Origin of the sequence: Nostoc sp. FACHB-110, from assembly GCF_014697425.1 — a bacterium.
Lineage (GTDB): Bacteria > Cyanobacteriota > Cyanobacteriia > Cyanobacteriales > Nostocaceae > Nostoc_B.
The window spans coordinates 433,024-459,408 of record NZ_JACJRU010000001.1; the positions used below are offsets into that span (position 1 = coordinate 433,024).

The following is a 26,385-nucleotide window of genomic DNA, read 5'->3' on the forward strand; positions in this document are numbered from 1 at the left end:
ACGAATTTCGGATTTTGTATTCCGTAATTATTATTCCCAAAGGTGTATTGCTTGTAACATTAATTACTTTATAAGTAGAGCGGCACAAGTTAAGGCTTGTTGTACCTGGATAAAAGATTGATTGGTAATTAGTTCAATTTTCCCTTGAATGTTATGTCGCCAGCTAGTTACTTATACCAGCCATCATATTCACAGCACAGACACCAATAATTTTGCAGCTAAAGAATAGCTATTTGTTATAAATATCTTGAAATTAAAGTACTTCACTAGCTCTTCATGTTTTTCAAGTAAAATTTGAGCAAATTCACTATGTTAAGACATCTCATGTGATGGGCATGATAGGACTATCTCACAGTTGAACAAATTTACATATTTTGGCACGAATGTTGATATCTTCCACCGCTTTAACAGAAGGTGAATTGGACTCGGCAATTGTTCGCAATCCTTTGATAGTTTCACCAGACACATCTGTGAATGCAGTGATCGCCCAAATGAGTGGGATTCGTGCCTTTTGTCCAACGGAAAGAGTTGCAGATATTGAAATTGCCACTTTGCACATAGAAGCGCGTTCGAGTTGCGTATTGATTGCACAAGGGAATCAATTATTAGGGATTTTTACAGAACGTGACGTAGTTCGCCTGAAGTCTCAAAATGTCTTGCTAGAAGATATCACAATTGTTGAGGTGATGACACATCCAGTCATTACCTTACCGCAATCTGCCTTTACTGAGCTGTTCTTTGCTGTCAATTTACTCCAGCAATATCACATTCGCCACTTACCAATACTCGATGAGTATAACCAAATCGTGGGCTTACTTACCCATGAAAGCTTACAACAATTATCCCGTCCCATAGATTTACTGCGTCTTCGTGTCGTTGCAGATGTAATGACGGCGGAAGTAATTTGTGCAGATCCTCATGTTTCTGTGCTAGCTGTCACTCAATTGATGGCAAAACACAAAGTCAGTTGTGTCGTACTGGTTGAGGAACGCTATCAGGAAGAACAAGATAAAACAATCAAAATACCAGTTGGTATTGTTACAGAACGAGACATTGTACAGTTTCAAGCATTGGAACTGGATTTTGAGCATCTGACAGCACAGGTTGTCATGAGTATGCCAATATTAACCGTTAGTGCCAATGATTCTCTGTTGAAAGTACAACAGCTTATGCAGCAATATCTAGTCAAGCGGTTAGTAGTAATTGGCACACAAAGTGAGTTATTAGGTATTGTTACTCAGACTAGTATTTTGAAAGTTTTGAATCCTCTGGAGCTAAATAAATTAGTCGCAGCCTTGGGTGAACGGGTATCCAACTTAGAGGCAGAGAAGTTGCTACTGTTACAAAATCGCAATACAGAACTGGAGCAGCAAGTACAAGAGCGCACAGCTATTCTTCAGATTCAAGCAGAACGAGAAAAGTTAATTGCTACTATTGCTAACCAAATTAGAAGTTCGTTGCATCTGCAAGATATTCTCGACACCACAGTCACACAAGTGAGATCCCTTTTACATTGCACTCGTGTTAACATCTGCCAGTTTCAAACTGATTGGAGCATAGTTGTAGTGGCTGAATCAGTGGCTGATGGTCATGTTTCTTATCTGGGCAAACAAGTTTATGATCACTGTTTTACAGAAAATTGGCTAAATATATATCGTGAAGAAAGAATTCGAGTTGTCTGCGATATCTACACAACACAGATGAGTAGTTGTCATCGTCAACTACTAGAAACTTTACAGACTAGGGCAAAAATATTACTGCCCATCGTCAACGGTGAACAACTCTGGGGACTAATGAATGTTGTTGAGAGTCAAGCACCGCGACAATGGCACACAGATGAAATCAGATTGTTACAACAACTTTCTACCCAAATGGCGATCGCCATTCAACAAGCTACTGCCTATCAACAGTTGCAAACTGAACTAGCAGAACGACAACGGACAGAAGCACATTTGCGCGAAAGTGAACAAAGATATGCTTCTTTAGCAGCTGCGGCACCAGTCGGAATTTTCCGCACTGATGCTCAAGGACTTTGTATTTATGTCAATGAACGTTGGTGCAAAATTGCTGGCTTAACTCCTGAAGCCGCCTTGGGGAGTGGCTGGGTATCCGTACTTCACCACGATGATCGAGAAAAAGTTGTCCTTGAGTGGTATTGTGCAACTCAAGAAAATCGTTCTTTTCAGGCGGAATATCGATTTCAAAAACCTAATGGCATCGTGACTTGGGTGTTCGGGCAGGCTGTTGCAGAGTTTGATTTAGCAGAAAAAATTACAGGTTATGTTGGCACAATTACGGACATCACTGAACGTAAACAAGCTGAAGCACAAATCTTGTATAACGCGCTTCATGACCCTTTAACTAACTTACCCAATCGTAAATTATTGATAGAACGCTTGGAATTAGCTATTAACCGCGCCAAGCTGATGGAAAATTATCATTTTGTGGTTTTGTTTGTCGATATGGATCGGTTCAAAATCATTAATGACAGCTTAGGACACATAGTAGGAGATCAACTTCTGACTATGATTGCACAAAAACTCAAATCCAAAATTCGTTCCATCGATTTGGCAGCTCGCTTAGGCGGCGATGAGTTTGTCATTGTACTGGAAAACGTAGAAGGTACTGAAGAAGCCGTGATGGTTGCCAAGCGCATAATAGGAGAATTTGAAGCACCTTTACTACTTAATGGCTCTGAAATATTTATCACTGCAAGTATTGGTATTGTTCTAGCCACAGCAAGTTATGAGCAAGCTTTAGATTTACTTCGAGATGCTGATATTGCTATGTATCAAGCCAAGGCTCAAGGTAGAAACTGCTACAAAATTTTTGATACTCAAATGCACATTCAAGCTCTCAAACGGCTGAATTTAGAGAATGACCTCCGAAAAGCACTGGAACAAGAAGAACTAATTGTTTACTATCAACCAATTGTTGATATCCATAGCAATCATTGGATTGGCTTTGAAGCATTAGTGCGCTGGCAAAATAGCGAGCGTGGTTTCGTTTCTCCCGCAGAATTTGTTCCCATAGCTGAAGAAATAGGTCTGATTGTCCCTATAGATAGCTGGGTACTCAAAACAGCTTGTCAACAACTTGCAACGTGGCAAACTAAATTTTCAGGTTTGCAACTCAAGGTAAGTGTTAATCTCTCAGTTCAAGATATCCGCAAAGCCAGTTTAGTTAGAGATGTGCAGGATATTTTGACTAAAACTGGTTTAGATGGTCATTATCTCGCCCTAGAAATTACCGAAAGTATCTTAATTGAGAATATCACAGAGACTATCTTTGTCTTAGAGCAATTAAAAGCACTAGGAATTCAAATTAGCATTGATGATTTCGGCACTGGATATTCATCACTCAATTATCTGCATCGATTACCTGCCGACACCTTAAAAATAGATCGTTCCTTTATTGGTCAAATGCAGCAAGGAAATCGCAATTATCAAGTTGTCCAGACAATCATCACACTTAGTGACCAACTGGGATTGGCTGTTTTAGCTGAAGGCATTGAAACACCGCAGCAGAGCCAATGGTTACAACAACTTGGATGTGAATTTGGTCAAGGTTATTTATTTTCTAAACCTTTGCCTGCTGATGAAATTGATTTACTACTGCTCAAAAAATGCTCTGGGACTAATATTTGATTTTGGAAAAAACTCCGTAAATTTATGAGCAAAGACACTGACTTAAAAATCTACCCGCAGCTAACAACTTGGGTAGAGTGCCACTTAAAAGAAAAGATGGCCAGAATTCAAGGATAATGTGGCCTCCACGCAGAACTTAACTCCGAAGAGTATTTGAAAATGGGGCAATCATTATTTTATATTTTATTCTGTATAAATTGTTCACCTTTTTAGTAGCTTATGTAATATTGAGTTTGTCAGGTTAATTAATTTTAAGGTGTAGCCGCACAGGTTAAGGCTGTTTGTACCTGAGTTGGAGATTGATGGGCAATTAATTCAATTTTTCCCAGTGTATTACGTCGCCAAGAAGTAGCTTGGACAAGTATTTCAGGTGATTTTAATATTTGTGCTGGTTTTGTGGTGTGGAATGCAGTTAGATTGCGAGTATCTGACCAAATGCGATCGCTTTTAATTTCCTGGGTCGGATTTTGCGGTACACCACCTCTTCCGATAGCCACAAAACTACTACTAGTATTAGCCGCACAACCACTAGAAATTTGTTGAGATGGATCAACAATATTTGCAGGCAATTCAACTAAACCTGAATTGGGATCAACACCAATATTATTAATTTCTACTGTGCCATTCAGATTAAATGCAGAACTGGCTGTAATATCATTTGTCAAGTTTTCTCTAGGAGTTAAGGTATTGCGGAATTCTGAACCAATAATGCCTTGAGTTGTAATCGCAATATTACCCCCCTTTCCTTGTAGGGCATTGGCAATAATGTCACTATTTTCTAGTCCAACTATCACTGGTGCATAAATACTAATATTGCCACCATTGCCAATACCACCTGCTTCTGCACTAATCAAACCAGCATCACGCATGAGTAATAAATTTTGCAGTTGCAGGTTAATGTTACCTCCTTCACCTGTTTTTGTATTGGCTAACAGATTTCCGCCATTTTTTAGTGTGAGGGTATGAGCATTAATTTGCAAATTGCCAGCTGTTCCAGAACCAGTGTTTTGGACAAAAATTGTTGCACCATCAAAGACGTTAACAATAGGAGCGTTAATAGTAGTATTCCCGGCATTAGCACGGGAAATTGTACTAAAAGCACCAACAGGCAAAACAGCAGTCCCAATATAACTAGGAGTTTCTTCTGGTTTTACTCCACTCACATCAATTGATTCTGTTGCATTGATTGTCAGTGAACCTGCATTTCCTAAAACTATGCTAGAAGCCGATACTCTAGCACCGCCTTGAACAGATAATTTACGGGTGTCAATGTTCAAATTACCAGCATCCCCAGTCCCGAATGTGGCTGCTGAAACTAAAGTAAAATAACTACCTTTTGGTGTTCCTGCACCTATGATCTGAATTGTATCTGCCTTGATATTCAAATCGCCGCCCTTACCGGAAGAATAAGGTCTAGCTGCTATGTTGGCTCCGGCTGCAACAGATAAATCTTGTGTGGAAATAGAAATATTTCCGCCCTTTCCTGTACCAAAAGAAGCGGCTAATATCTGGCTAACAGCCCGAAAAGCAAGCGGATCGCCCAATGCATAACCATTCACATCTGTTGCATCGCTATTGATGACAATGTTACCTCCAGAAGCTGCACTAAATGTGCGGTTTAAGATGTAACCACCTTGATCAATATTTAACTTTGGGGTATTGACGATGATATGCCCTGCCGAAGCAGAAGATACGGTGTCATTAACTAAACTGCTAGAACTCGCAAAATTAGGAGATTTACCGATAATATTTAATGCTTCTGTAGCATTAACAACAATATCCCCAGCAGCTTGGTTACTCCGATTTTGGACTAATACCAAAGAGCCATCACGGATACTTACTTGCTTGCCTTGAATATGGACAGAACCGCCATTTCCACGGCTGAGATCGCGTGTGGATGCTAACGCTTTTTGAGTTAGGGTAATATCACCAAAACTTCCAGTATTGGGATAACTCAGAGTAAATCCTGAAGAAGTGGAACTGAGACTCACGTTGGCATTACTGATGCTAGCTAATTCTATGGTTCCTCCAGGTGCAGAGAGTAAACCACCATCCAAAACAGTATTCCCCCCTACTAATGCTAAGGTTTTGCCAGATTGTACTTGTAATCCTCTAGTACCAATGTTGAGTCCAGATATTGAAGACGATGAACTGAAATTGGCCTCGTGTCCAACTCCTTGAACAGTAATTGCCCCTGGATTACTACCTAGCTGCAACCCCACGGGGACAGTCATAGTTAATAAAGCTGGTGATTTGGTATCGATCGCGCTAAACTTCCAACCATCTGTAAATACTATGCTATCGGCGGTTGTTGCTACAAATGAACCACCAATGCCCAATTTAGCATTAGCCCCAAATAAAATCCCGGCAGGATTGAGCAGAAATAAGTTAGCACTACCGTTGGCACTAATGATTCCATCAATATTAGACACGTTACCACCAGTAATCCGCACGAAGATGTTCTGCACAGTCGTAGGGTCGTTATTGAATAAGACAGTAGTACCGTTGGAAACAGAAAATTGACGGAAGCTATGAAAGAGATTGCTTCCTTGTTGAGTACCATTGGTGATACTGAAGCTATTTGTACTGGTTGGGGAGATTGTGGTATTAAGTGTGCCATCAGTTGTTACTTGGGCATTTGTCGCACTGCTCCATAGAAGTGTCACAACTAACACTATTCCACTTCCGATTATTCTTGTTTTCATGATTGAGTTGGCCCTAGATACCTACAATTGCCAATTGCCGAAATTTAGGATTCCTCGGTTGAGGAATAAGTAGTCACTTCTCTCAAAATAGTGAATACTGCATGGAAAAATATAAACCGTTTTCTTGGAGCGATCCTTTGTTGCCATCAACTGAGATTAATGGAATACCCCAATCTAAACGAGCCGAAAAGTTATTACCTTGTTTCCACAACAAACCGAAACCCGTACCTACTAATGTACTAGTTGCCGGATCGCTACTTTTTGTATTCCAACCTTGGCCGACATCAATAAAAGGCGTGAGTTGCAATACTCCACCTATTTTGGAGGCACGGAAAATGGGAAAGCGGAATTCAGAGGAAAACAATAGGCCATTATCTGTAAGTAATGTATCTTGACGATAGCCACGTACGCTTAATTGCCCACCAAGACCAAATTGCTCTAAAGGCACTAACGAATCTGCGGCTAATTGTAAATCACCCCTAACTAAAAGTAGAGTTTCTGGCGCGAACTGTCTCACCCACTGTGCTTGTCCTCGCCAAGCAAAAAAGCGACTATCTGGGGCATTGTTGCTGACATTAGCATCAAACCAATCTACTCCAAGACTAAATTGCGATCGCGCTGCAAAAACTTGGGTGTTACTACGTTGGGTATACTCTTGGGTAAAGCGCAAGGCCGAAATTTTGGTGTTGCCATTTTCATCTGCACCAGGCGACAAAGGAAAACCACCAATATTATCCAAACCTAATTTTGTTTGACTTTCTTGGCGTGAAAATGATAACCCAATTGCTAGTTCTTGGGTTGGCTTTTGAATTAATGGTTGTCGAAATCCCAGTTCGTAAGAAGTGCTATTTGACTGAATATCAAGAACACTGAAAGGCTCTTCAATCACATTATTCCAGCCTTGGTTAAAACTCAAAGATACAGTCCCATTGTGGGCATTAACGGGTAATGTATAACTTGCAGCTATTGTATTGCTACCATTTGTATTGGTATAGCCGACACTCAAAGTATCTCCCAAGCCCAGTAAGTTGGTTTCCTGCACATCTATGCCACGGCGAAAACTGCCAACACTAGGCGAACGGCCATTATCTAAGCTGACTGTCGCCGAGAAAGTGTTAGCTTCTTGAACTTCGACGCGTAAGATATTAGTTCCGGGAGTTGTACCTGTTTGTAATTCAGCAGAGAGGTTTTTAATGCGCGGATCGAGTCGTAGTAGTTGCAGCTTTTCTAATAAACGAGGTACATTCAAGGGTTTTTCTGCACCGAGTTGAATACGATCTCGAATATAAGAACTACTTAATCGCCGATTGCCCACAACTTGAATTTCTTGTAAGCTGCCTTCAACTACCTGAATTTTGATAACTCCCGCCTCTACTGTCTGCGGTAAAATCACAGCACCAGTAGTTACATAGCCTTTATCTGTATAGAGTTTGCCGATAGCATCTTTGACTTGTAATAACTCTGCAAAGGAGACTTCCCGCCCTACAAAAGGGGCTGTGATGGCAGCAAAATCCTTTGCTTGAAAGACTGTACTGCCAAGCACTTCAATGCGTTCAACCTTGAATTTAGTCTCAGGATCGTCTTCTTGTGGTGTTGGCTCATTAGGCAATTGTACTGGTGGAAGTAATGGCTGCTGCTCTGATGGTTGCTGTAAGGCATCCGCAGGTAAAGGATTGACTGGAACTTCTTCTATCCGTCCAGGTGGTAAAGTCTCAGGATTAACTGTTTGGGCGATCGCTGGATGGTTGTAAAATACTGCCAAAACCATCAAGCCGAATGTGAATAGTTGACGGTTTAAAGAACTTTTGGATGCTGTTTGGAAAAATGCTGCGTTAATGAAAGAGTCGCCAATAAAAACTTGTTGCACCAAGATTTTTCTCCGTAAATTTACATACTTATGACACAGTGATATTTCCCATTACTTGAACTATGAGTAAAAGGCAGATTTTTCGTATTTTTTAGATTTCGAGTCTGTTATGTGTTTCTGATAAATTCTGTAAATTTTTCTCAGTTAACTCTGCTGTTCTAGAGAGTTTATAAATCATTAGCTTTACTTCTCGTAGCTAATAGTTAATTTTTTGCATAGATGAGTCCCAATATTTGAGTCAATTATATATTGGCTGTTTTTTTTACTAGCATCACCAGAATAAATACTGGTTTTTATTCAAAGTAGTAATTATATTGTTTTAATTTTTAGCAGATGTGTTAAAAATTGAGAGCTATACTAAAAACACCTCTGGGAAACCGATAGACCTTGAAACTCCCATTCAGCAGTAGAGTATAGCTTAGATTGTTGGCAAATCAATGTTAGCAATCATACTTGGTAAATCTTTTTATAGAATAATTTAGAAATCATAATCAATTAGTAGAGGGTCTTTTTCTTCTATTAATTAAAGACCACTAAATCTTTGATTTAGTAGGAGTCTTAAAACCATTTATTCATCCGCGGCTTTGCACTCCAATTCAATTGGATAATTCTGACGACTGACGGATGTATTCTGTTTTGATAAAGCTTGTAAAAACTCATTCGTCTAACAATATGCAATTATCATTAATCTGCACCACTGTGCCAAAAAATTAATTACTGACTCTAGATAAAACAAGAATTATTAAAAATAGGTGGTTTTTTCAAAAATTCAAGAGGAGTCTTAGAGCTTCATCCAACATTTTAAGTAATGTTAGGGATGTAGTTATTAGTTCAGACACTCTATAACAGGTAATAATACTAATTTTGGATTTTAGAAGCAGGACTAACGCGCAAAAATTATCGCTTGAGTCTAGGTGTAACGGTTTAGGGATTTTGAAAACCTATATCCACACACCTATACATCCTGTGGATTTTTTGTTGTCATGGGTGAGTCCTAAAAAACTTAAATCAAGACTATCTATATTCAATTTGGTATAAAAAATTAACTATTATCAACAAAATCAGTGTAGGAAATCAATGAAATTATCTTTACTTAGTTTATTATCTAGCATCACCCTAATTTGTTGTTTAACTGCAACATCAAATGTTAATGCAAGCATTATTAATAATCAGCAATCTCAACCAACATCTACACAAGAGACAGATTTAAAAAAGCAAATTTTATCAAACTTAGTTTCAGTTGGACGCGCCCAACAATCATATTACTTGGAAAATCAATTTTTTGCAAATCAACTTAAAAAATTAGGTTTATATAATACTGTAGAAAATGGTGTTTCTGGTTATAAATGGCAAATATTTACTGATAAAGCAGCTAAAAAAATTGCCATGAATGTACTATTGCCACAACAGAAAAACTCGCGGACTTATATTAATTTTGTTGTTTTCACTATAACAGATGCAAATGAGGCAATTACTATCTCAACTCTATGTGAAAGTGAGCAAAATCAATTAATAGTTCCTAAATTACCAACTAAATTTTTAAAAAATCAAGGAGTTGAATGCCCTGCTGGTTTTAGAAAATTAGAACTGAGTGAAAATGAAGCTAACGTATCTGGAAATTCAGAAAAAGAAAAAGAGCAAAAATTAATAGTAAGTATGCTCAATTCTCTACAGCAGGAATATTATTATCGCCATCAAGTATTTACAGATAACGTTGATGAGCTTTTTGGTTTTTCTATAAATAAATATGCTTCAGATCAAGACTTAAAAATCAAGTTTTTACCGCTCAAAAGTATACAAAATGGAATTATTACAATAGTACCATTTCCTCAACAACAACAAAAAAGTTATATTGGAATAGTTAGACCTAATCAATCTAAAATAAAACAGCTAGACTCTATTGTTTGTGAAATATCAGCACAAGCTTCTCTAGATTTAACACAATTAAACAATCTTCCTCCGAATGGTTTACTGACTTGTCCTCAAAATTTTGTTAAAGTCAGTCTTAATTCAGAAGAAGCAACAGTGATCAGCCAAGAACTTGAAAGCTTTAAAAAGTATCAGGCTGAAATGAGCGAAATTAATAAACCCCAAAAAATTCAGATTTTACAAATTGCTGATAACTTGGCTAAAGAAGGTAAATATCTCGAATCTCTACAAAAGTATTTTTTAGCTTTAGAAGTTTTGGGAATTACTGAATATGATATTTTGACTGAGATGAATGCAGAACGTAGCTACAATCCAATTGCAGATACATTTTTTCAGAAAATTAATCCTATTTTAGAAGTAGCAAAACCATCTTTATTAGGACAAAAAAGAACAATACAATCCAAGATGTATGCTTTGTTTGAGAATTATAAATTAGAGACTAACAGTACAGCCAAAAAAATTCAAGAAGTAGGAGCTTTACAATTAGGGTTCAATATTTTGACTGTACCTAGCCAAGAGTTGAAAATATCTGAAAAGAACATGAAAGCTTTTGGAGAAATTTCCGAATTATTACAAGAGTATTTTGATGAACAATCACCAGATTTTAATAAAAATTTACCTAAGCAACTACGAAGTTATATAAATAAAAATACAACTGCGATCGCTACTATTCGTAACTTGCTATTAAATAGTGAAATACCACGCTGGGGATTAGATTATAAGTGGATTAAAGAAGGAGACTTTCAGGCTACCATTCCTAGCTATATCGGGATGGTAAATTTACAACGTTTATTAATAATTGATATTTTAGATAAACATCAGCAAGGAAATACCCAACAGATGCTGCAATCTTTAGAAGCATCTTGGCAACTCAGTGAATCATTACAAGACGAACCATCTTTAATAGGTCAATTGGTGAATGTAATTATTAGGCGATCGCAACTCCGCGTACTGGTTAAAATTGATAATCTACCTGTAGTTTGGCAACAGCGATTACTAACAAAAGACTATACAAAAGCGATGCTTGTAGCATTAAATACTGAAGCTTTTTTTCAATTACAAGGTTTAGATAAAATTATTACTCCAGAAAAAGATACACCATTATCTCAGTTATATCGTAATTGGTATGGAGTAAATACATATCAACTAAACCAAGCGTTTACCACAGACATTGAACAGAAAAAAGATAATCTTTGTTCGCTCAATTTACAAGAATTAGAAAAACCGTATCTTTCTCAACAGAATATTATTAAACCAAGCTACATTAAAGAAGTTCTAAAAGCTCATCATTTAATGTTAGCATCAGAAATGCTACAAAAAGCCCTACAAGTAAAAGCAACTATTTCCCAAAAAAAAGCCTTACCAAGTTCGCTAGCTGAAATGCCATCAAATATCTGTCTAGGTCATAAATGGCTATATAAATCTGCGGCTGACGGTAAATGGTTTATTTATCTTAATAAACAGCCAATTTGGCAATCTCAAATTGGGCAATCACCACTTACTTACACAGGTAAATTTGATAATCGATAATAGGTTAGGAAAAAATTGTAGGAGTGTATGTATGCAAAACCCTTACACCCCTACACCTCAAATCAATTGTGTTGCGGTAGAAAGTCAAAAACCTAGACTTGTCAGCAATACTAATTCCCTACTCCCTACTCCCTTTTTTATACTAGTAGAGTTAAAAACTAGGTCATTGTGGGAATACTAAACATAGAGTACAGACGGTGACTAGTTTATAAAGGGAGTCTTCACTTCATGGGTTGGGTGAATCAAATACTCTTGAATTCGACACTCTTGCCATTAGGATTTATCTTATTGAGCAACAGTCCTACTCTGGCTCAAATACAGCCTGATGGAACTCTTAAAACCAATGTCAGTAGCAGTAACCCTCTTCAGATTACTGGTGGCACTATTGTTGGTAATAATTTATTCCATAGCTTCAGCCAATTCTCTATTCCTCGCAACGTTTCTGTATTCTTCCAAACTACATCCGGTATTCAAAATATTTTTAGTCGCGTTACTGGCAATAGTATTTCCTACATTGACGGAACTATCAACGCTAATGCCAATTTATTCTTACTCAACCCAGCCGGGATTATTTTTGGTAAAAATGCCCATTTGAGTATTGCTGGTTCTTTTATTGGGACAACAGCCAACACAATTAAATTTGCAGATGGGAAAGAGTTCAACACTGACATCACTCAAACTCCTGTGTTAACCATAAGCGTACCTGTTGGTTTACAACTGGGATCTAATGCCGGAGGCATCCAAATACAAGGACAATTACAAGTTCCGACTAAGCAAACGTTGGCGTTAGTTGGGAGTCAAATTGATCTGACAGAAGCCAGACTAACGGCTCCTGATGGGCGGGTAGAGTTATGGGCGGTGCGAAATGCTGAGATCAAAATTGATCATCAAACAGGCTGGCAATTGACGAGCATAGCTAATACACCTGATTGGGGTACGATTACTTTGCAAAAAGTCTCATCGATTAACACCAATGGAACTAATGGTGGTGCTATCAATATTCGTGGGCGGGGTTTGACCTTACAAGATGGGTCAAACATTAGTTCCAGTACTTCCGGTGGTCAAGGGAAAGGAATTATTGTTAGCACCACAGATTTTGTTGAGATATTGGGAGCATCTACTTCAGGAAGATCCAGGACTTCCCTTGGCACTTCTGTTAGTGCCTCAAGTACTGGTCGTGCTGGAGATGTGGTAATTGAAACAGGAAGTTTACGCATTACTAATGGTGCATCGCTTCAATCTACAACTAGGGGTAACAACTCTAGAACAGGGGATATTTATATCCGCGCTACCGATATAGAGTTGACAGGTACTAATACTATTCCTAACCGTAATTTAGTCTCGCCTACTGACATTAATACTGTTTCTAGCGGGATGAATAATATCGGTGGCAACATCACCATTGAAACAAATCGACTACGTACAGTTGATGGTGGACTGATTTCTTCCGATTTATTTGGTGGTCAATTAACAGCTACGGGCAGAACTGGAAATATTTCTATTCGAGCAACCGAGAGTTTTGAAATTGCAGGTAAAACTGTTGGCCAAAATTCCCTAGCTTCTGGAGTGACAAATTCTGTCCAGCAATCGGGAGCAGGTCAAGGAGGAAATATCGTCATTGAAACGGGCAGATTGCAGGTGAGCAATGGTGGTTCAATTCGCAGTACCTTAGCGGGAAATGGTACTGCAGGAAATATTACTATCCGAGCTACAGATGTGGCTGTCAGTGACTCAGTTATTGAACCTTTGAGTGGGTTAGTGACTGGCATTAATACCTCTGTAGGTAAAAATGTAGTTGGCGTTGGTGGCACTATTAATTTAACCGCAGATAACTTAAGAGTCTTCCACGGTGGTCAAATCACTTCCTCAACACAAGGTCAGGGAAATGCTGGCGGTATTAACTTACAAGTGAAAAATCTTGATGTGCAGGGTATATCTCAGCCCTTAAGTAATGGTCAGATTTTACCCAGTAGCATTGCCGCATCTTCAGTAACTAACTTTGCCGCAGGTTCTGTAAATATTCAAGCTGATACAGTACACATCCGTGATAATGCTCAAATCTCTGTCAGTAATATAGGCACAGGCGATGCCGGGAATCTGAATTTGAATGCTCGTCAGCTTTTCTTGGATAATGGCGCTGGCTTACGTTCTGAAGTGAATGGTGGCAGTCAGGGAAATATTCAACTGCAACTAGATGATGTGTTATTGCTGCGACATGGTAGCAAAATTAGTGCCAATGCCAGTGGTAATTCTACTGGAGGCAATATCAATCTTAATGCACCCATCATTGTTGGTTTAGAAGATAGTGATATTATTGCCAATGCGATTCAAGGTCGTGGCGGTAATATTCAAATTACCACTCAGGGAATTATCGGGTTAGCATATCGTTCGCAACTCACTCCAGAAAATGATATTACTGCCAGTTCTGAATTTGGGGTAAATGGGACAGTCGAAGTGAATAATGTTGGTGTTGACCCCAATTCTGGTTTAGTAGAATTACCCGCTAATGTCACTGATCAATCGCAGCAAATAGCAAATGGTTGTGATAGCAATCAAGGTAGTAGTTTTGTCGCTATAGGACGCGGTGGAATACCACAAAATCCGACTCAAGAAATTAATAGCGATCGCATTTGGTCTGATGTCCGCAATCTGACCACATTTGGCAAATCTGGCAGTATCAATGCACAAGCACCTCCTACTTTACAAGTGCTGACCCAAGCAACTTCTTGGCGGCGTAATCCTCAAGGACAAATTGAGCTTGTCGCTCCTCAATCACCTACAAATATCAATCCGCAATTAACTTGTAATGCGCTTTTACAAAATTAATTTCCTGCATACATTTTGGACAAGCGATCGCCATAATTTTTCTCTTACCTCTTAACCTATAACTACCTATGAATTTCCGCAGAAAACAACGTCGTTGGCTATATCTCAGTTTGAGTATTTTAAGTTTGTGTTTAGCAGTCACAATCACACCTGCTCAAGCATCTCGACCAGTATCGACTAATTCTCTGGCTAGTCTCAATGTCATCTCAACTACAGAATCTACCAATTGGCTAGAACAGGGACGACAATTTTACCAGTCAGGTAGCTTTGCAGAAGCAGTGAACGCTTGGCAGATGGCAGTACAAAATTACCATCAACAAGGCGATCGCGTTAACGAAGCCGTCAGTTTGAGCTATTTGTCATTAGCACAACAAGAACTCAATCAATGGGAAGCTGCACAAAAGTCTATCGAAGAAAGTGTAAAGATTTTACAAAGTTCTCAGCCTTCTGCTAATGCTATTATTTGGGCGCAAATACTGAATACTCAGGCGAATTTAAAACTACGTACAGATAAAGCAGAAACAGCCCTAGAAATTTGGCAACAAGCTCAAAAATATTATGAGCAGGCAGGGGATAAAATTGGCAGTTTAGGTAGTCAAATTAACCAAGCACAAGCCTTACAAAGTTTAGGATTTTATCGTCGTTCAAAACAACAGTTAGAAGCCTTAGTGCAAAAGCTGATAGCAATGCCAGATTCCGAAATCAAAGTGAGTGGATTGCGATCGCTTGGTTTAGCTTTGCACGCCATTGGTGATCACAACAGTCAGCAAGTATTAGAACAAAGTTTAGCCGCAGCCAAGCAAATTCAAGCTCAAACTCAGTTAAGTTCGATTCTGGCAAGTTTAGGAAAAGTTGCTTCTGACTTTAAAGACCCAGAAGCCGCCTTAAATTACTTTGAAGATGCAGAAACCGCCGCAACAAACCCCAATGAAGCTTTGCAAGCGCGACTAGCTCGGTTCAAATTATTAGTAGACTACGACAAACTCGAATATGCTATTCCCCTAGCACCACAATTACGACAGCAGTTATCAGAACTACCACCTAGTCATACTTCCCTTGGTGCAGCGATTAATTTTGTTGCCACCTTGAATCGGTTAAAAAATCCAGATCAAATCTTACCAAGTCAAGAGTCAGCACAATTAATGGCAGACACAGTTAAATCTGCCCAAAAACTTCAGGATGGCAGCGCTGAAGCCTACGCACTCCATGAATGGTCACAACTATACAGCCATACAAAACAGTGGTCTGATGCACAGCGACTAGCGGAAAAATCCCTGAATATTGCCCGTCAACTCCAAGCAGATGATTTAATCGCGCAATCAGCATGGCAAGTAGGCAAATTGTCTAAACAACAAGGCAAACATTCAGAAGCCATTAAAGCTTATACAGAAGCAGTCAAATCATTAAAAGCACTCCGAGGAGATATGGTTGCAGTCAACCCAGATGTGCAATTTTCTTTTCGAGAAAGTGTTGAGCCTGTGTATCGGGAACTAGTAAGTTTATTGCTAGATGAACAACCTACTCAAGCGGCATTAACCCAAGCGCGCGAATTGATTGAGTCACTGCAAATTGCCGAACTTGATAACTTTTTCCGTGAAGCTTGTTTAGATAAAGCACAACAAATAGACAAAGTAGACCCTACAGCAACAATTATTTACCCGATTATTTTAAGCGATCGCTTGGGCATCATTTTCTCCCAAGCAGGAAAACCACTGCGTTATTATGCCACTTCCAAATCTCAAACAGAAATTGAGCAAACTCTAGACCAATTCTTAATTGCACTCAATCCAGTCTCTAACTCTAAACTTCGAGATCAATTGTCCCAGGAGATTTATGACTGGCTGATTCGCCCAGCAGAAGCAGATCAAGCCTTTAAAGACACTAAAACCCTAGTGTTTGTCTTAGATGGTCGATTGCGAAACATTCCAATGGCAGCTTTGTACGACGGTAAGCAATATTTAATTGAGAAGTATGCAGTTGCCCTCTCACCAGGCTTACAACTGATGGCGGCGCGATCGCTCCAACAAAAGCAAATTGACGCAGTTATTGGTGGTATCAGTGAATCTCGTGCTGGCTTTAGTGCCTTGCCTGCTGTGGAATCAGAAGTTAAACAAATCTCTAAAAAAATTCCATCATCGTTCTTACTCAATCAACAATTTACCAGTCAAGCCCTAGCAGATCGCGTCAAATTAGGAAAAGCAAATATTGTCCACTTAGCAACCCACGGACAATTTAGCTCTCGTCTCGAAGATACTTTCTTACTTACGTGGGATGGACAAGTGAACGTGAAAGAATTGTCTGAACTTCTGAAAAATCGTAGTGGTAATTCAGCAAAAGCGATCGAATTATTAGTCTTAAGTGCCTGTGATACGGCTAGTGGTGATGATCGAGCCGCACTGGGATTAGCTGGTTTAGCCGTTAAATCCGGCGCTCGTTCTACTGTTGCGACACTTTGGCCTGTCAAAGATAAAGCAGCCCAGATGCTGATGACTCGTTTCTATGACCAACTACGGCAACCCAAAATCACTAAAGCTGAAGCCCTAAGACAAGCACAAATCAACATGATTCGCCAAACAGATTTTCGAGATCCTTTCTTTTGGTCTGCCTTTGTTTTAGTTGGCAATTGGTCATAATTACGTAATATCACTATCATAGAAAGCGTTAAAAAAAACGCTTTTTTTATACAATTTTGACCGATATTCAGATATAAAAGCTAGTAGTATTCGCCAATTTGCATATGGTTTAGCAGCATCAATGAATTATTGACACAGTGATTGTTTGAGTATTTTCCATTACCATTTAATGAAATGAGGTCAAGGATGATGAAAAGCCAATATCTAGCTAGTACATTGAGTATCATTGCTCTCATTGCTAGCAGTGCATGGGCTAGTGCCTATGCTGTTACATTTACACCTCCTGTCAAAAACACCGCGCCTACACAGTCAACAGGAGGAGCTTCTCGCGGTAGCATCTTTATCCCAAAACAAAGTAACAGCGCACCTAAACAGTCAACAGGAGGAGCTTCTCGCGGTAACATCTTTACCCCAAAACAAAGTAACAATGCACCTAGACAAGCATCTGGTGGTGCATCTCGCGGGAATCTTTTTACTCCGAAGCAAAGTAACAATGCTCCTCAACAAGCATCTGGAGGTGCATCTCGTGGCAATCTTTTTACCCCTAAAAAAGGTAATAGTACTCCCGAACAAGCATCTGCAGGCGCATCTCGTGGCAATCTTTTTACCCCTAAAAAAGGTAGTAGTATTCCCGAACAAGCATCTGGAGGTGCTTCCCGTCTTGGTACTTACTACTTGAATCCTTCGACTGTAGCTGCATCAGGGCCAGCAGCCCTAATCGCAGTTTTGCCAGAAAGTTTTTATGGCACAACAGTTTCGGAACGCCCCACAATTTTGGTATATCTCCCTACTTCTAATGCACAAGAAGCTGTGTTCAGCCTCAAAGATGAAGCTGGTAACACACAGTATCAAATGACCATTAATGTTCCCGCCAAAGCTGGAGTTATCCCCATCAAATTACCCGCAGATGCACCAGCTTTAGCGGTTGGCAAAAACTATCAATGGTTCTTGGCTCTGAAAGTAGACGGAGTACTTAATCCCAGTACACCTTATGTTGATGGTTGGATTGAGCGTATTCAACCTAATGCCGAATTAGCAACACAAATGCAAGAGGAAGATGCTCTCAAACGCGCAGTTGCTTTCGGTAAAAATGGGGTATGGTATGACTGTGTAGCAACAATGGCTCTGCTGCACACTACTCAACCTCAAAATGTGCAGCTGATTCAGCAATGGGAAGAACTGCTTTCTTCGGTGAGCTTAAAGGATATTGCAACAGTTCCTTTAGTCGCATCAACTAATTAAATACTGGGGAAATGGGGAATAGTTAATTTTTTGGCTGTTCCCTATTTTCTCATGACAAATCCGAAATAAGTGTGATTGAGGCTGACAAATATTCATTCAATTAAAACTTACGTAAAAACCTTTGATAGGAATCACCAAAGCAGTTATAACATTGATAGATACACAAACTTAGACAGCAAAAAAATTTTCACTCTATCATCTGCTTAAAACCTAATTCCACCATTTTCAGGCAGTTCCCACACCTTGCTGATGTCCGGCTTTGCGATTTGTTGATTTCTGGCTGGTACGTAAGTTGAGTAAATATTATTTGAACTTCAAGCCTCTAGCAAAATTTATGTGGCGTAAATTCCAAGTATTCATTCAACGTTCTCGGAGTGTTTTGGTTATTACTCCCAGCGTTGCTCTCATCGTTATAATTGGAAACTCATTAGGACTTTTTAACTTGCCTGAGTGGAAACTGCGTGATGAATGGGTGCGACAGAGAGCGCAAAACACTATAGCTAAAGACATTGTAATTGTCACAATAGATGAAAACGATATTCAATCTGTCGGGAAATGGCCAATTCCAGATTGGTCACTAGCACAATTAATCGCCAAAATCCGATCGCAACAACCCCGCGCCATTGGCTTGGATCTTTATCGAGATTTACCAGAAGGCAAGGGACATGAAGAACTTGTCAAGATTTTCCGTAGCACTCCTAATTTGATTGGCGTTGAAAAAATTACTGGAGAGCGTGTCAATCCTCCACCAGAATTACAAAAACTCGATCAAGTAGGATTAGCTGATTTGGTGTTAGATGGCGATCGCCATATCCGTCGAGCCTTACTGACCGCCACTGATGCTAAACAAGAAGGAAAAATTAAAGCAGGACTAGCAACTGTTATCGCACTGAAGTATCTAGAAGCCGAAAAAATTAGCTTAGAAGCTGTTGATGAAAAACAACAAAAGTTTCGACTAGGTAAGCAAGTTTACTTACCACTACAAAATCAAGAAGCTGGTTATTCTGATACTGATGTAGGCGGCTATCAAATTTTGCTCAATTGGTATGGTGCAGAAACCGCATTTCGTACAGTGACAATGCGCGATGTGTTGGCAGGCAAAATTCCGGCAAATTTGATGCGCGATCGCATGGTGTTTATTGGTTCAACTGCTGCCAGTACCAATGACTTTTTTAGCACACCTTTTAGTTCTTCCTTGGTTTCTGCTCAAAAGCCTACAGCTGGCGTATTAATTCATGCCAATATTGCCCATCAAATAGTCCAAGGCGCAAGAACCGGAAAAGCGAATTTGCAAGGTATTTCTGGAATAAATACTTCATTGTGGATTATTTTGTGGTCTTGGATTGGTGCTGGTGGCAGTTGGTATTTAGCAAATTTGCGTACTCAGCGAAAGATTCCAGGTGGCAAAATTCTTTGGGCAAGTGTTGGCATCAATGGCTTATTGCTTGGTGGCGGCTATGGAATGTTTTTATCGGGCATGTTAATTCCGATCACACCTACCTTAGCTGCATTTATTAGTAGCGTCATTGCCACAACAAATGCCAATAAACAACAGAAGTTAGAAGAAGCAAATCGGCAGCTAGAAATTGCCAATGGTCAACTACTAGATTATTCCAAAACTTTAGAATTCAAAGTAGAAGAACGCACTCGTGAATTGTGGGAAGCAAAGCAAGCTGCTGATGCCGCTAACGAAGCTAAAAGTGAATTTTTAGCTAATATGAGCCATGAGCTACGTACACCACTCAATGGCATTCTGGGTTTTGCTCAAGTGCTAGAACTATCGCCAGATTTAACCGAAAAAAATCGTGAAGGTGTTAGTATCATTTACCAATGTGGCTCTCATTTGTTGATGTTGATCAATGACATTCTGGATCTGTCGAAAATCGAAGCGCGAAAATTAGAATTATTTCCCACTGTTGTCAATTTGCGTACTTTCTTACATAGTGTTACGGAGATTTGCAGTATTCGTGCCGAACAAAAAGCAATTGGATTCAATATTGTAATTGACAATTCCCTGCCAGTTGCAATTAAAGTGGATGAAAAACGTCTGCGACAAGTGTTGATTAACTTACTAGGTAATGCAATCAAATTCACAGACAGTGGTAACGTTACTTTTAAAGTAGATGTCATTGATCAATATTTGCCGCAGACGACAAATGAGACCGAAGAAATCAGACATCTCAAGATTCGCTTCCAAATAGAAGATACAGGTATTGGAATGTCACCAGACCAACTCCAGAAAATCTTTTTGGCCTTTGAGCAAGTAGGTGAAGCGGGAAGAAAATCTGAAGGTACTGGTTTGGGATTAGCAATTAGCCAAAGAATCGCAGCTTTGATGGGTAGCGAAATTCAAGTGCAAAGCCGTTTAGGTGAAGGTAGTTTATTTTGGCTAGATTTGAGCGTACCAGTTCCCATTTCCCATGATTGGAATACAGAAATCATGAATTCAGACAATGAAAAAATTGTCGGGATTCAAGGTAATGCGCCGCAGATTTTAATTGTTGATGATGATCAAAATCATCTGTCGATGTTGAGTGGCTTACTCAAAGAAATTGGTTGTCAAACTTTAGAAGCAATTGACGGTAAACAAGGACTAAAACTAGCAAATGAACATCAAATAGATGTAATTATGCTTGATTTAGCTATGCCGAATATGGATGGCTTTGAGTTGATGCTTCACTTACAAGAAAATCCCCGAACTAGTTCTATTCCCATTATTGTTTCTAGTGCCAGAGTCTTTGAAGAAAATCAGCAACGCAGTTTAGAAGCCGGAGCTACAGCCTTTTTAAGCAAACCCTTGCAAATTGATGAACTATTCAATGCACTGAAATCGCTACTCAAAATTGACTGGATTTATCATCAATCTCAACTTCAGCTTTCACCTGTCAATAATCAGCCAATAAATCATCATGGTGAATTGATTTTGCCATCTCAAGATGTTTTGCAACAGCTATATCATCTGGCCATGATGGGAGATATTGCGGCAATTGAGGGAATTATAAAGGAGCTAGTCAAACAAGACAGTCAGTTAACGAACTTTGCAACTGAGTTAGGTAAACTCACAGCAAACTTTCAAACTGCCAAAATCCGTAAGTTCTTAAAATCATTTGTCACCACGGAGTCACATCAATGATCACTGAAGCTTGTTTAAAACCAATGCACATCTTATTGGTAGATGATAACCCAAATAATCTGAAGGTGCTATCTGAAGCAATTCAAGGATGTGGTTGGAAAGCACTCATGGCAACTGATGGAGAGTCGGCAATTGAACAAACAGAATACGCCCATCCTGATTTGATTCTCTTAGATGTGATGATGCCAGGACTGGATGGATTTGAAACTTGCCGCAGACTTAAAGCTAGTGATATCACCCAAAATATCCCCATCATTTTTATGACTGCTTTGTCGGATGCTACAGATAAAGTCAAAGGACTAGAAATTGGTGCAGTTGACTACATTACTAAACCCTTCCAACAAGAAGAGGTAATTGCGCGACTTAAATTACATCTCAAAATTTCTCAGCTGACGCGGACATTAGAACAACGGGTGCAAGAACGCACCGCAGAATTAACTCATTCGCTACAACAGCTACAGCAAACTCAACTCCAACTCATCCAAAGCGAGAAAATGTCTACCTTAGGGCAACTGGTTGCGGGTATAGGACATGAAATTAATAACCCGATTGGTTTTATTAGTGGAAACTACTCATATATCGAGCAGTATGTGAAGGATTTGTTTCGCTTAGTTAATCTGCAACAGCAAAAGCTATCACACCCCGATCCTGAATTAGAAGAACTAGTGGAAGAGATTGATTTAGAGTATATGAGTGAGGATTTACCAAAACTTCTGGTATCAATGCACCAAGGAATTGGTCGCCTCAAAGATATTAGCTTATCTTTAAGGACTTTTGCTCGTGCTGATATTTCATCTAAGATAAAGTTTGATATTCATGAAGGCATTGATAGTACTGTCATGCTCCTCAAACATCGACTGAAAGACCAAGGAGAACGCCCTAAAATTGAGGTGTTCACACAATATGGAGAACTCCCGCCAATTACTTGTTATCCTGGGCAACTCAACCAGGTATTTATGAATATTATTGCTAATGCTATTGATGCCTTTGATGACTTGTATGAAAAACGTTCAAATATTGAAAAAATTCAGTCAGAAGCTCATACAATTACAATTACTACATCATGCGATCGCTTGCAAGAAACAGTGACAATTTGTATCGAAGATAATGCCCTGGGTATGCCTAGTGAAGTGCAAGCTAGAATTTTTGAGCAATCTTTTACTACTAAGCCTGTAGGCAAAGGAACTGGGCTAGGATTAGCTATTAGCTATCAAATTATTGTTGACAAACATCACGGTAATATTATTTGCTCTTCAACGCTGGGCAAGGGAACTAAATTTATGATTACTCTGCCTGTCTAGCTTGTAAAATTTAGGTTTTATTTAAGTATTTCTGCACATATTATCATTATTGAATGTCTGATTATTTTCTAATATTTTTTTACTGGGCTGATAAATTGGTTCTTGACAACCAATGCCCATGACTAATAATCCCGGCCAGTATAAATAGACTAATATTTCTCAATTCTCACCAAAGGTATAAAGAAAAAGAATCAATACAATACTTAAACCAAATTTGGCAGTTGGACAATGAAAATGAAAAATCAAGGGTTTAGGGGTTTAGGGGTGTAAGGGTGCATGTATCCAAAACCCATTAACCCGACACCTGACACCCATTAACCCAGTCTCCACAGACAATCTTTGTGCGTAAGTCCTATAGTTAAATATAATCTGCCTTGTATTACTTCCATCGTCATTAGTTTTTCTAATAAAAATTTAATAAAATATTTTACAAAAATATTACGTGTAATTACTGAAAAAGCATTGATTTTTTGCTTGCCAAGTCTAGTTATTTTCCTCTAATTTTTGGATTCAGGTATGAATCTTGCAAAAATTTATACAAAAAGTTAGACAAGATAACTAAAAACAGTTTATAAAAATAATACATTCACTAACTCAGCTACTAGTTGGTTGAAAAAGTGATAACCAAGACACGGGTCAGGGAAAATCAGCGGTTTCGGTAACGAAACATTTTACTGTGTCAATCTCAATGGGGCATCTACCAGTCACTTAGCTATGGAATTCATAACTCCGTTCATCACATATGGGATGTACCATTGGGCTGGTAAACACTTATTCAACAAATATTGGTGATGCAGCAATTTATCTGGCGTTAACTGCCATAGCATCTGAGGCTAAAGTTATAGCTCAATTTCCAGATGCACAACCAGAGAAAATATCTGGATGGCAAATTGCACCGGAGATTAGCTGTTGTGATGCCTATATTAGTGTAGGCGGCGATATTTTCTATAACGCCCGGGAAAATTTGATCACAACAGCTTTCATCGGCAATTTAGTTCAGTTAACGCGATCTTCACAAAAAACATTTCTCTTTGGACAGTCAATTCTACGCTCTTGCCACAGTTGGAGTTTTCAGGCTTTAACTTTTTGCTTGCGCCGCTTGGCTGCTGTTTGCGTCCGGGATGCTGAAAGCCATCAACGTTTAACCAAAGCGGCAGTCAAGGCAACTTTGCCTTTTGATGCGGTTTTTAGCCTGACATTCTATGAACAGGCTAAAATTATGACAAAACAGGTGTTTCCAGCTTTAGATATCCCACCAGAGTCAACTGCAATGATTTCGTTGCGTGCTTTTGACTAGTGGTAAAGTTCCTTTTAATTTGTACTACTCCAATAAAGGCAAAGATTTAACTCAACTTAATCAGTCCAAATCAATTAGTTCCAATGCCGTTAAAAATTTCTCCCGAATTTTCTTTTAGTAAAGAGATTTTACATATGACAACCAACATTCAACAACAAATCAGCCACCGCCCTTTTATCTTAAATATCAGTGGCAATCTCCAACGCAAACGATTAGATGTCTTACTAGAAACCTATGCTCGTCTACGGTATCATCATCCAGAATTATTGTTAGTTAGAATCGGCCCCCAATGGGAACCGGAAATGCAAGCGCGAATCGAACGCTTGGGAATTCAACATGGTATTCGGTTATTCTCCAAAATCGAGCAACAAGATTTGGTAGAACTTTATCGCCGAGCCGCAATAGTATTAATGACCAGCGAAACCGAAGGATTTGCAATGCCTTTGATTGAAGCATTAGCTTGTGGTAGCGTAGCAGTTGTAAGCGATATTCCCGTGTTGCGAGAAGTAGGCGGCAATGCAGCAGTCTACTGTCCAGTTGGTCAGCCGGAAGTCTGGGCTGACACTATCCATCATTTGCTCAATCATCCAGAAGCTGCACCATCACTATCTGTCAGGTTAAATCAAGTGAAAAATTATAGTTGGTCACTACACGCCGCGACCATTGCCCAAGCTTATCAAGAAAAAATAAGGAGCCATTGCCCAACTCCACAACCATTAGAGGTTGTTACCTCATGAAAGTGCTGCATACACTCGGTTCTGAATGCCGAAGATTATGGACTTGCAGCTATTGTTTTGATGACTTACGAATTGATTCGTGTGTTGACCCGTAACGGTATAACCGACAAAATAGTGCAAGCAGATGAAAAAGTTTGGAGAGGGGTTTCTAGAATAAGTTGCACATCGCGTTACATCTTTCAGGATAGTTCATAATTAAATATATCAATTGACTTCTGAACGGCAGTTGACGACAGTCTGCTCAAGGAGAGCATTGCCTTCCTGTGCAACTGTTTTCTTTATGCCGGGAAACCCGTTCACCGCACTGCCTCCTCCTGGGTGCTGAATTCTTACATAATATTTTGCTTAATGCCTGAAGCTTATTTCTAATAAAGAACGGTCATCGTTAAATATTTGACTATTTGTGACATTTTTAATTGCTTCTAAAATAGAGTCTAAATCAGTAACTTGCTGATGAATTTCTGTAAGCAATTTGATAAAGTTTTCTAGATGCCACATATTTCCATCAGGCTTTTCAATTTCATAAACTCCATCGCTAAAAACATACAGTTTACTGCCTGATTTAATCTCACATACATCATTATAATATTGGTTTTCTGTATATATTCCAATCGGTAAGTTTTGAGTCAATAATTGTTGTATTTGTAAACTACTATTAGTTGTAGGAGCTAATAATAAAGCCGGGGGATGACCTGCACTGGCATAAGTTAACTGAGACGTAATTCGATTAAAAACTCCATACCAGATAGTGAAGTATTGATTATTTTGTTTATCCATTTGAAAAGCTTTATTTAAGCTTTGAAAAACTTCAGATGGATTATAGAGACTAGCGTGGGTTAGAGAGCGCGATCGCAATAAATTATGTATGGAAATAGAAGGTAAAGCCGCAGCTAATCCATGCCCAGAAACATCAAGTAAATATATCATCAAATTATCGTCATCTAGCCAATAATAATCAAAACAATCTCCCCCTAGCTGACTGGATGGTAAAAATCGAGAATTAATATTAATTAATCCTGACAAAGGCTGAGGAAGAATAGATTTGACATAATCGGCTGCTTCATCTAACTCTGTTTCTAAAAGTTGCTTTTGCGTTTGTAGGTCTTGCGCTAATTTCTGAAGTTCTTGATTAGTTTGATATAATCTTAATCCTGCTCTGACGCGAGCTTTTAATTCATTGGCTTCAATTGGTTTGCTCAAAAAATCATCTGCACCAGTATCTAAACCTTCAACTCTATCTTCTACAGCCTTGCGCGATGTTAACAAAATAAAAAATGTTGTTGATAAAGATGGTTCAGATTTGATTTTGCGGCAAACTTCTAAACCATCCATTTCATCCATTTGCCAGTCAGAAATGATCAGTGCTGGATGGTGCTGATACGCTTTTTCTAATCCTTCGGGGCCATTAGAAGCCAGAATTACCTCATATCCTTGAGCTTGCAGAGTTTGTTTTAAAACTAGTTGGATAATGCGGTCATCATCTATGACTAAAATTTTGAATGGAGATGCAGATATTTCAGACATATTCATGTGGATTT

12 protein-coding genes are annotated in these 26,385 nt (G+C 39.0%); 9 read left to right on the plus strand and 3 right to left on the minus strand.

Going from position 1 to position 26,385, the window contains the following annotated elements:
* Positions 1 to 383: 383 nt before the first annotated feature.
* Positions 384 to 3,647, plus strand: coding sequence for an EAL domain-containing protein (locus tag H6G69_RS01630; protein ID WP_190680880.1), 3,264 nt, complete (start codon positions 384 to 386; stop codon positions 3,645 to 3,647).
* A gap of 251 nt (positions 3,648 to 3,898) precedes the next feature.
* On the opposite strand, the gene H6G69_RS01635 is transcribed toward H6G69_RS01630, so the two are convergent.
* Both H6G69_RS01635 and H6G69_RS01640 read right to left on the minus strand, forming a co-directional pair.
* Positions 3,899 to 6,352: an S-layer family protein gene (locus H6G69_RS01635; protein WP_190680882.1), complete on the minus strand. Its 2,454-nt coding sequence runs from the start codon at positions 6,350 to 6,352 to the stop codon at positions 3,899 to 3,901.
* Positions 6,353 to 6,434: 82 nt separating this feature from the next.
* Positions 6,435 to 8,120 (minus strand): ShlB/FhaC/HecB family hemolysin secretion/activation protein, encoded by a 1,686-nt coding sequence (locus H6G69_RS01640; protein ID WP_190681186.1) that lies wholly within the window; start codon positions 8,118 to 8,120, stop codon positions 6,435 to 6,437.
* 1,176 nt (positions 8,121 to 9,296) lie between these two features.
* Between H6G69_RS01640 and H6G69_RS01645 the strand changes: the two genes are divergently transcribed.
* The 8 genes from H6G69_RS01645 to H6G69_RS01680 all read left to right on the plus strand — a co-directional run bounded on the left by H6G69_RS01645 (position 9,297) and on the right by H6G69_RS01680 (position 24,847).
* The gene (locus tag H6G69_RS01645; protein WP_190680884.1) at positions 9,297 to 11,678 is read left to right on the plus strand and encodes a type IV pilin-like G/H family protein; all 2,382 of its coding nucleotides are present in this window, start codon (positions 9,297 to 9,299) and stop codon (positions 11,676 to 11,678) included.
* Between the two features lie 252 nt (positions 11,679 to 11,930).
* Positions 11,931 to 14,504: an S-layer family protein gene (locus H6G69_RS01650; protein WP_242071944.1), complete on the plus strand. Its 2,574-nt coding sequence runs from the start codon at positions 11,931 to 11,933 to the stop codon at positions 14,502 to 14,504.
* A 68-nt stretch (positions 14,505 to 14,572) separates the two neighbouring features.
* Positions 14,573 to 17,137 (plus strand): CHAT domain-containing protein, encoded by a 2,565-nt coding sequence (locus H6G69_RS01655; RefSeq protein ID WP_190680888.1) that lies wholly within the window; start codon positions 14,573 to 14,575, stop codon positions 17,135 to 17,137.
* Between the two features lie 189 nt (positions 17,138 to 17,326).
* Entirely contained in the window at positions 17,327 to 18,379 is a 1,053-nt protein-coding gene (locus H6G69_RS01660) for a DUF928 domain-containing protein (RefSeq protein WP_190681188.1), read from the plus strand.
* A 334-nt stretch (positions 18,380 to 18,713) separates the two neighbouring features.
* Positions 18,714 to 21,512: a CHASE2 domain-containing protein gene (locus tag H6G69_RS01665; protein ID WP_190680890.1), complete on the plus strand. Its 2,799-nt coding sequence runs from the start codon at positions 18,714 to 18,716 to the stop codon at positions 21,510 to 21,512.
* Complete coding sequence (locus H6G69_RS01670) at positions 21,509 to 22,813, plus strand: sensor histidine kinase (RefSeq protein ID WP_190680891.1); 1,305 nt, start codon at positions 21,509 to 21,511, stop codon at positions 22,811 to 22,813. The genes H6G69_RS01665 and H6G69_RS01670 overlap by 4 nt, the downstream gene beginning before the upstream one ends.
* A 742-nt stretch (positions 22,814 to 23,555) precedes the next feature.
* Positions 23,556 to 24,110, plus strand: a complete 555-nt coding sequence (locus H6G69_RS01675) for a polysaccharide pyruvyl transferase family protein (protein ID WP_190680893.1) — start codon at positions 23,556 to 23,558, stop codon at positions 24,108 to 24,110.
* Between the two features lie 83 nt (positions 24,111 to 24,193).
* A complete protein-coding gene (locus H6G69_RS01680) occupies positions 24,194 to 24,847 on the plus strand; it encodes a glycosyltransferase (protein ID WP_190680895.1) in 654 nt (217 codons plus the stop codon).
* Between the two features lie 345 nt (positions 24,848 to 25,192).
* Here the strand turns inward: H6G69_RS01680 and H6G69_RS01685 are convergent, their stop codons facing one another.
* Positions 25,193 to 26,371, minus strand: a complete 1,179-nt coding sequence (locus H6G69_RS01685) for a PP2C family protein-serine/threonine phosphatase (RefSeq protein WP_190680897.1) — start codon at positions 26,369 to 26,371, stop codon at positions 25,193 to 25,195.
* Positions 26,372 to 26,385: the final 14 nt, after the last annotated feature.

Bases quoted from the DNA above. Each gene is read 5' to 3' on its own strand.
- H6G69_RS01630 (WP_190680880.1), top strand. From the start codon at position 384: ATGTTGATATCTTCCACCGCTTTAACAGAAGGTGAATTGGACTCGGCA.
- H6G69_RS01635 (WP_190680882.1), bottom strand. From the start codon at position 6,352: ATGAAAACAAGAATAATCGGAAGTGGAATAGTGTTAGTTGTGACACTT.
- H6G69_RS01640 (WP_190681186.1), bottom strand. From the start codon at position 8,120: ATGGTTTTGGCAGTATTTTACAACCATCCAGCGATCGCCCAAACAGTT.
- H6G69_RS01645 (WP_190680884.1), top strand. From the start codon at position 9,297: ATGAAATTATCTTTACTTAGTTTATTATCTAGCATCACCCTAATTTGT.
- H6G69_RS01655 (WP_190680888.1), top strand. From the start codon at position 14,573: ATGAATTTCCGCAGAAAACAACGTCGTTGGCTATATCTCAGTTTGAGT.
- H6G69_RS01660 (WP_190681188.1), top strand. From the start codon at position 17,327: ATGAAAAGCCAATATCTAGCTAGTACATTGAGTATCATTGCTCTCATT.
- H6G69_RS01665 (WP_190680890.1), top strand. From the start codon at position 18,714: ATGTGGCGTAAATTCCAAGTATTCATTCAACGTTCTCGGAGTGTTTTG.
- H6G69_RS01670 (WP_190680891.1), top strand. From the start codon at position 21,509: ATGATCACTGAAGCTTGTTTAAAACCAATGCACATCTTATTGGTAGAT.
- H6G69_RS01675 (WP_190680893.1), top strand. From the start codon at position 23,556: ATGGGATGTACCATTGGGCTGGTAAACACTTATTCAACAAATATTGGT.
- H6G69_RS01680 (WP_190680895.1), top strand. From the start codon at position 24,194: ATGCCGTTAAAAATTTCTCCCGAATTTTCTTTTAGTAAAGAGATTTTA.
- H6G69_RS01685 (WP_190680897.1), bottom strand. From the start codon at position 26,371: ATGTCTGAAATATCTGCATCTCCATTCAAAATTTTAGTCATAGATGAT.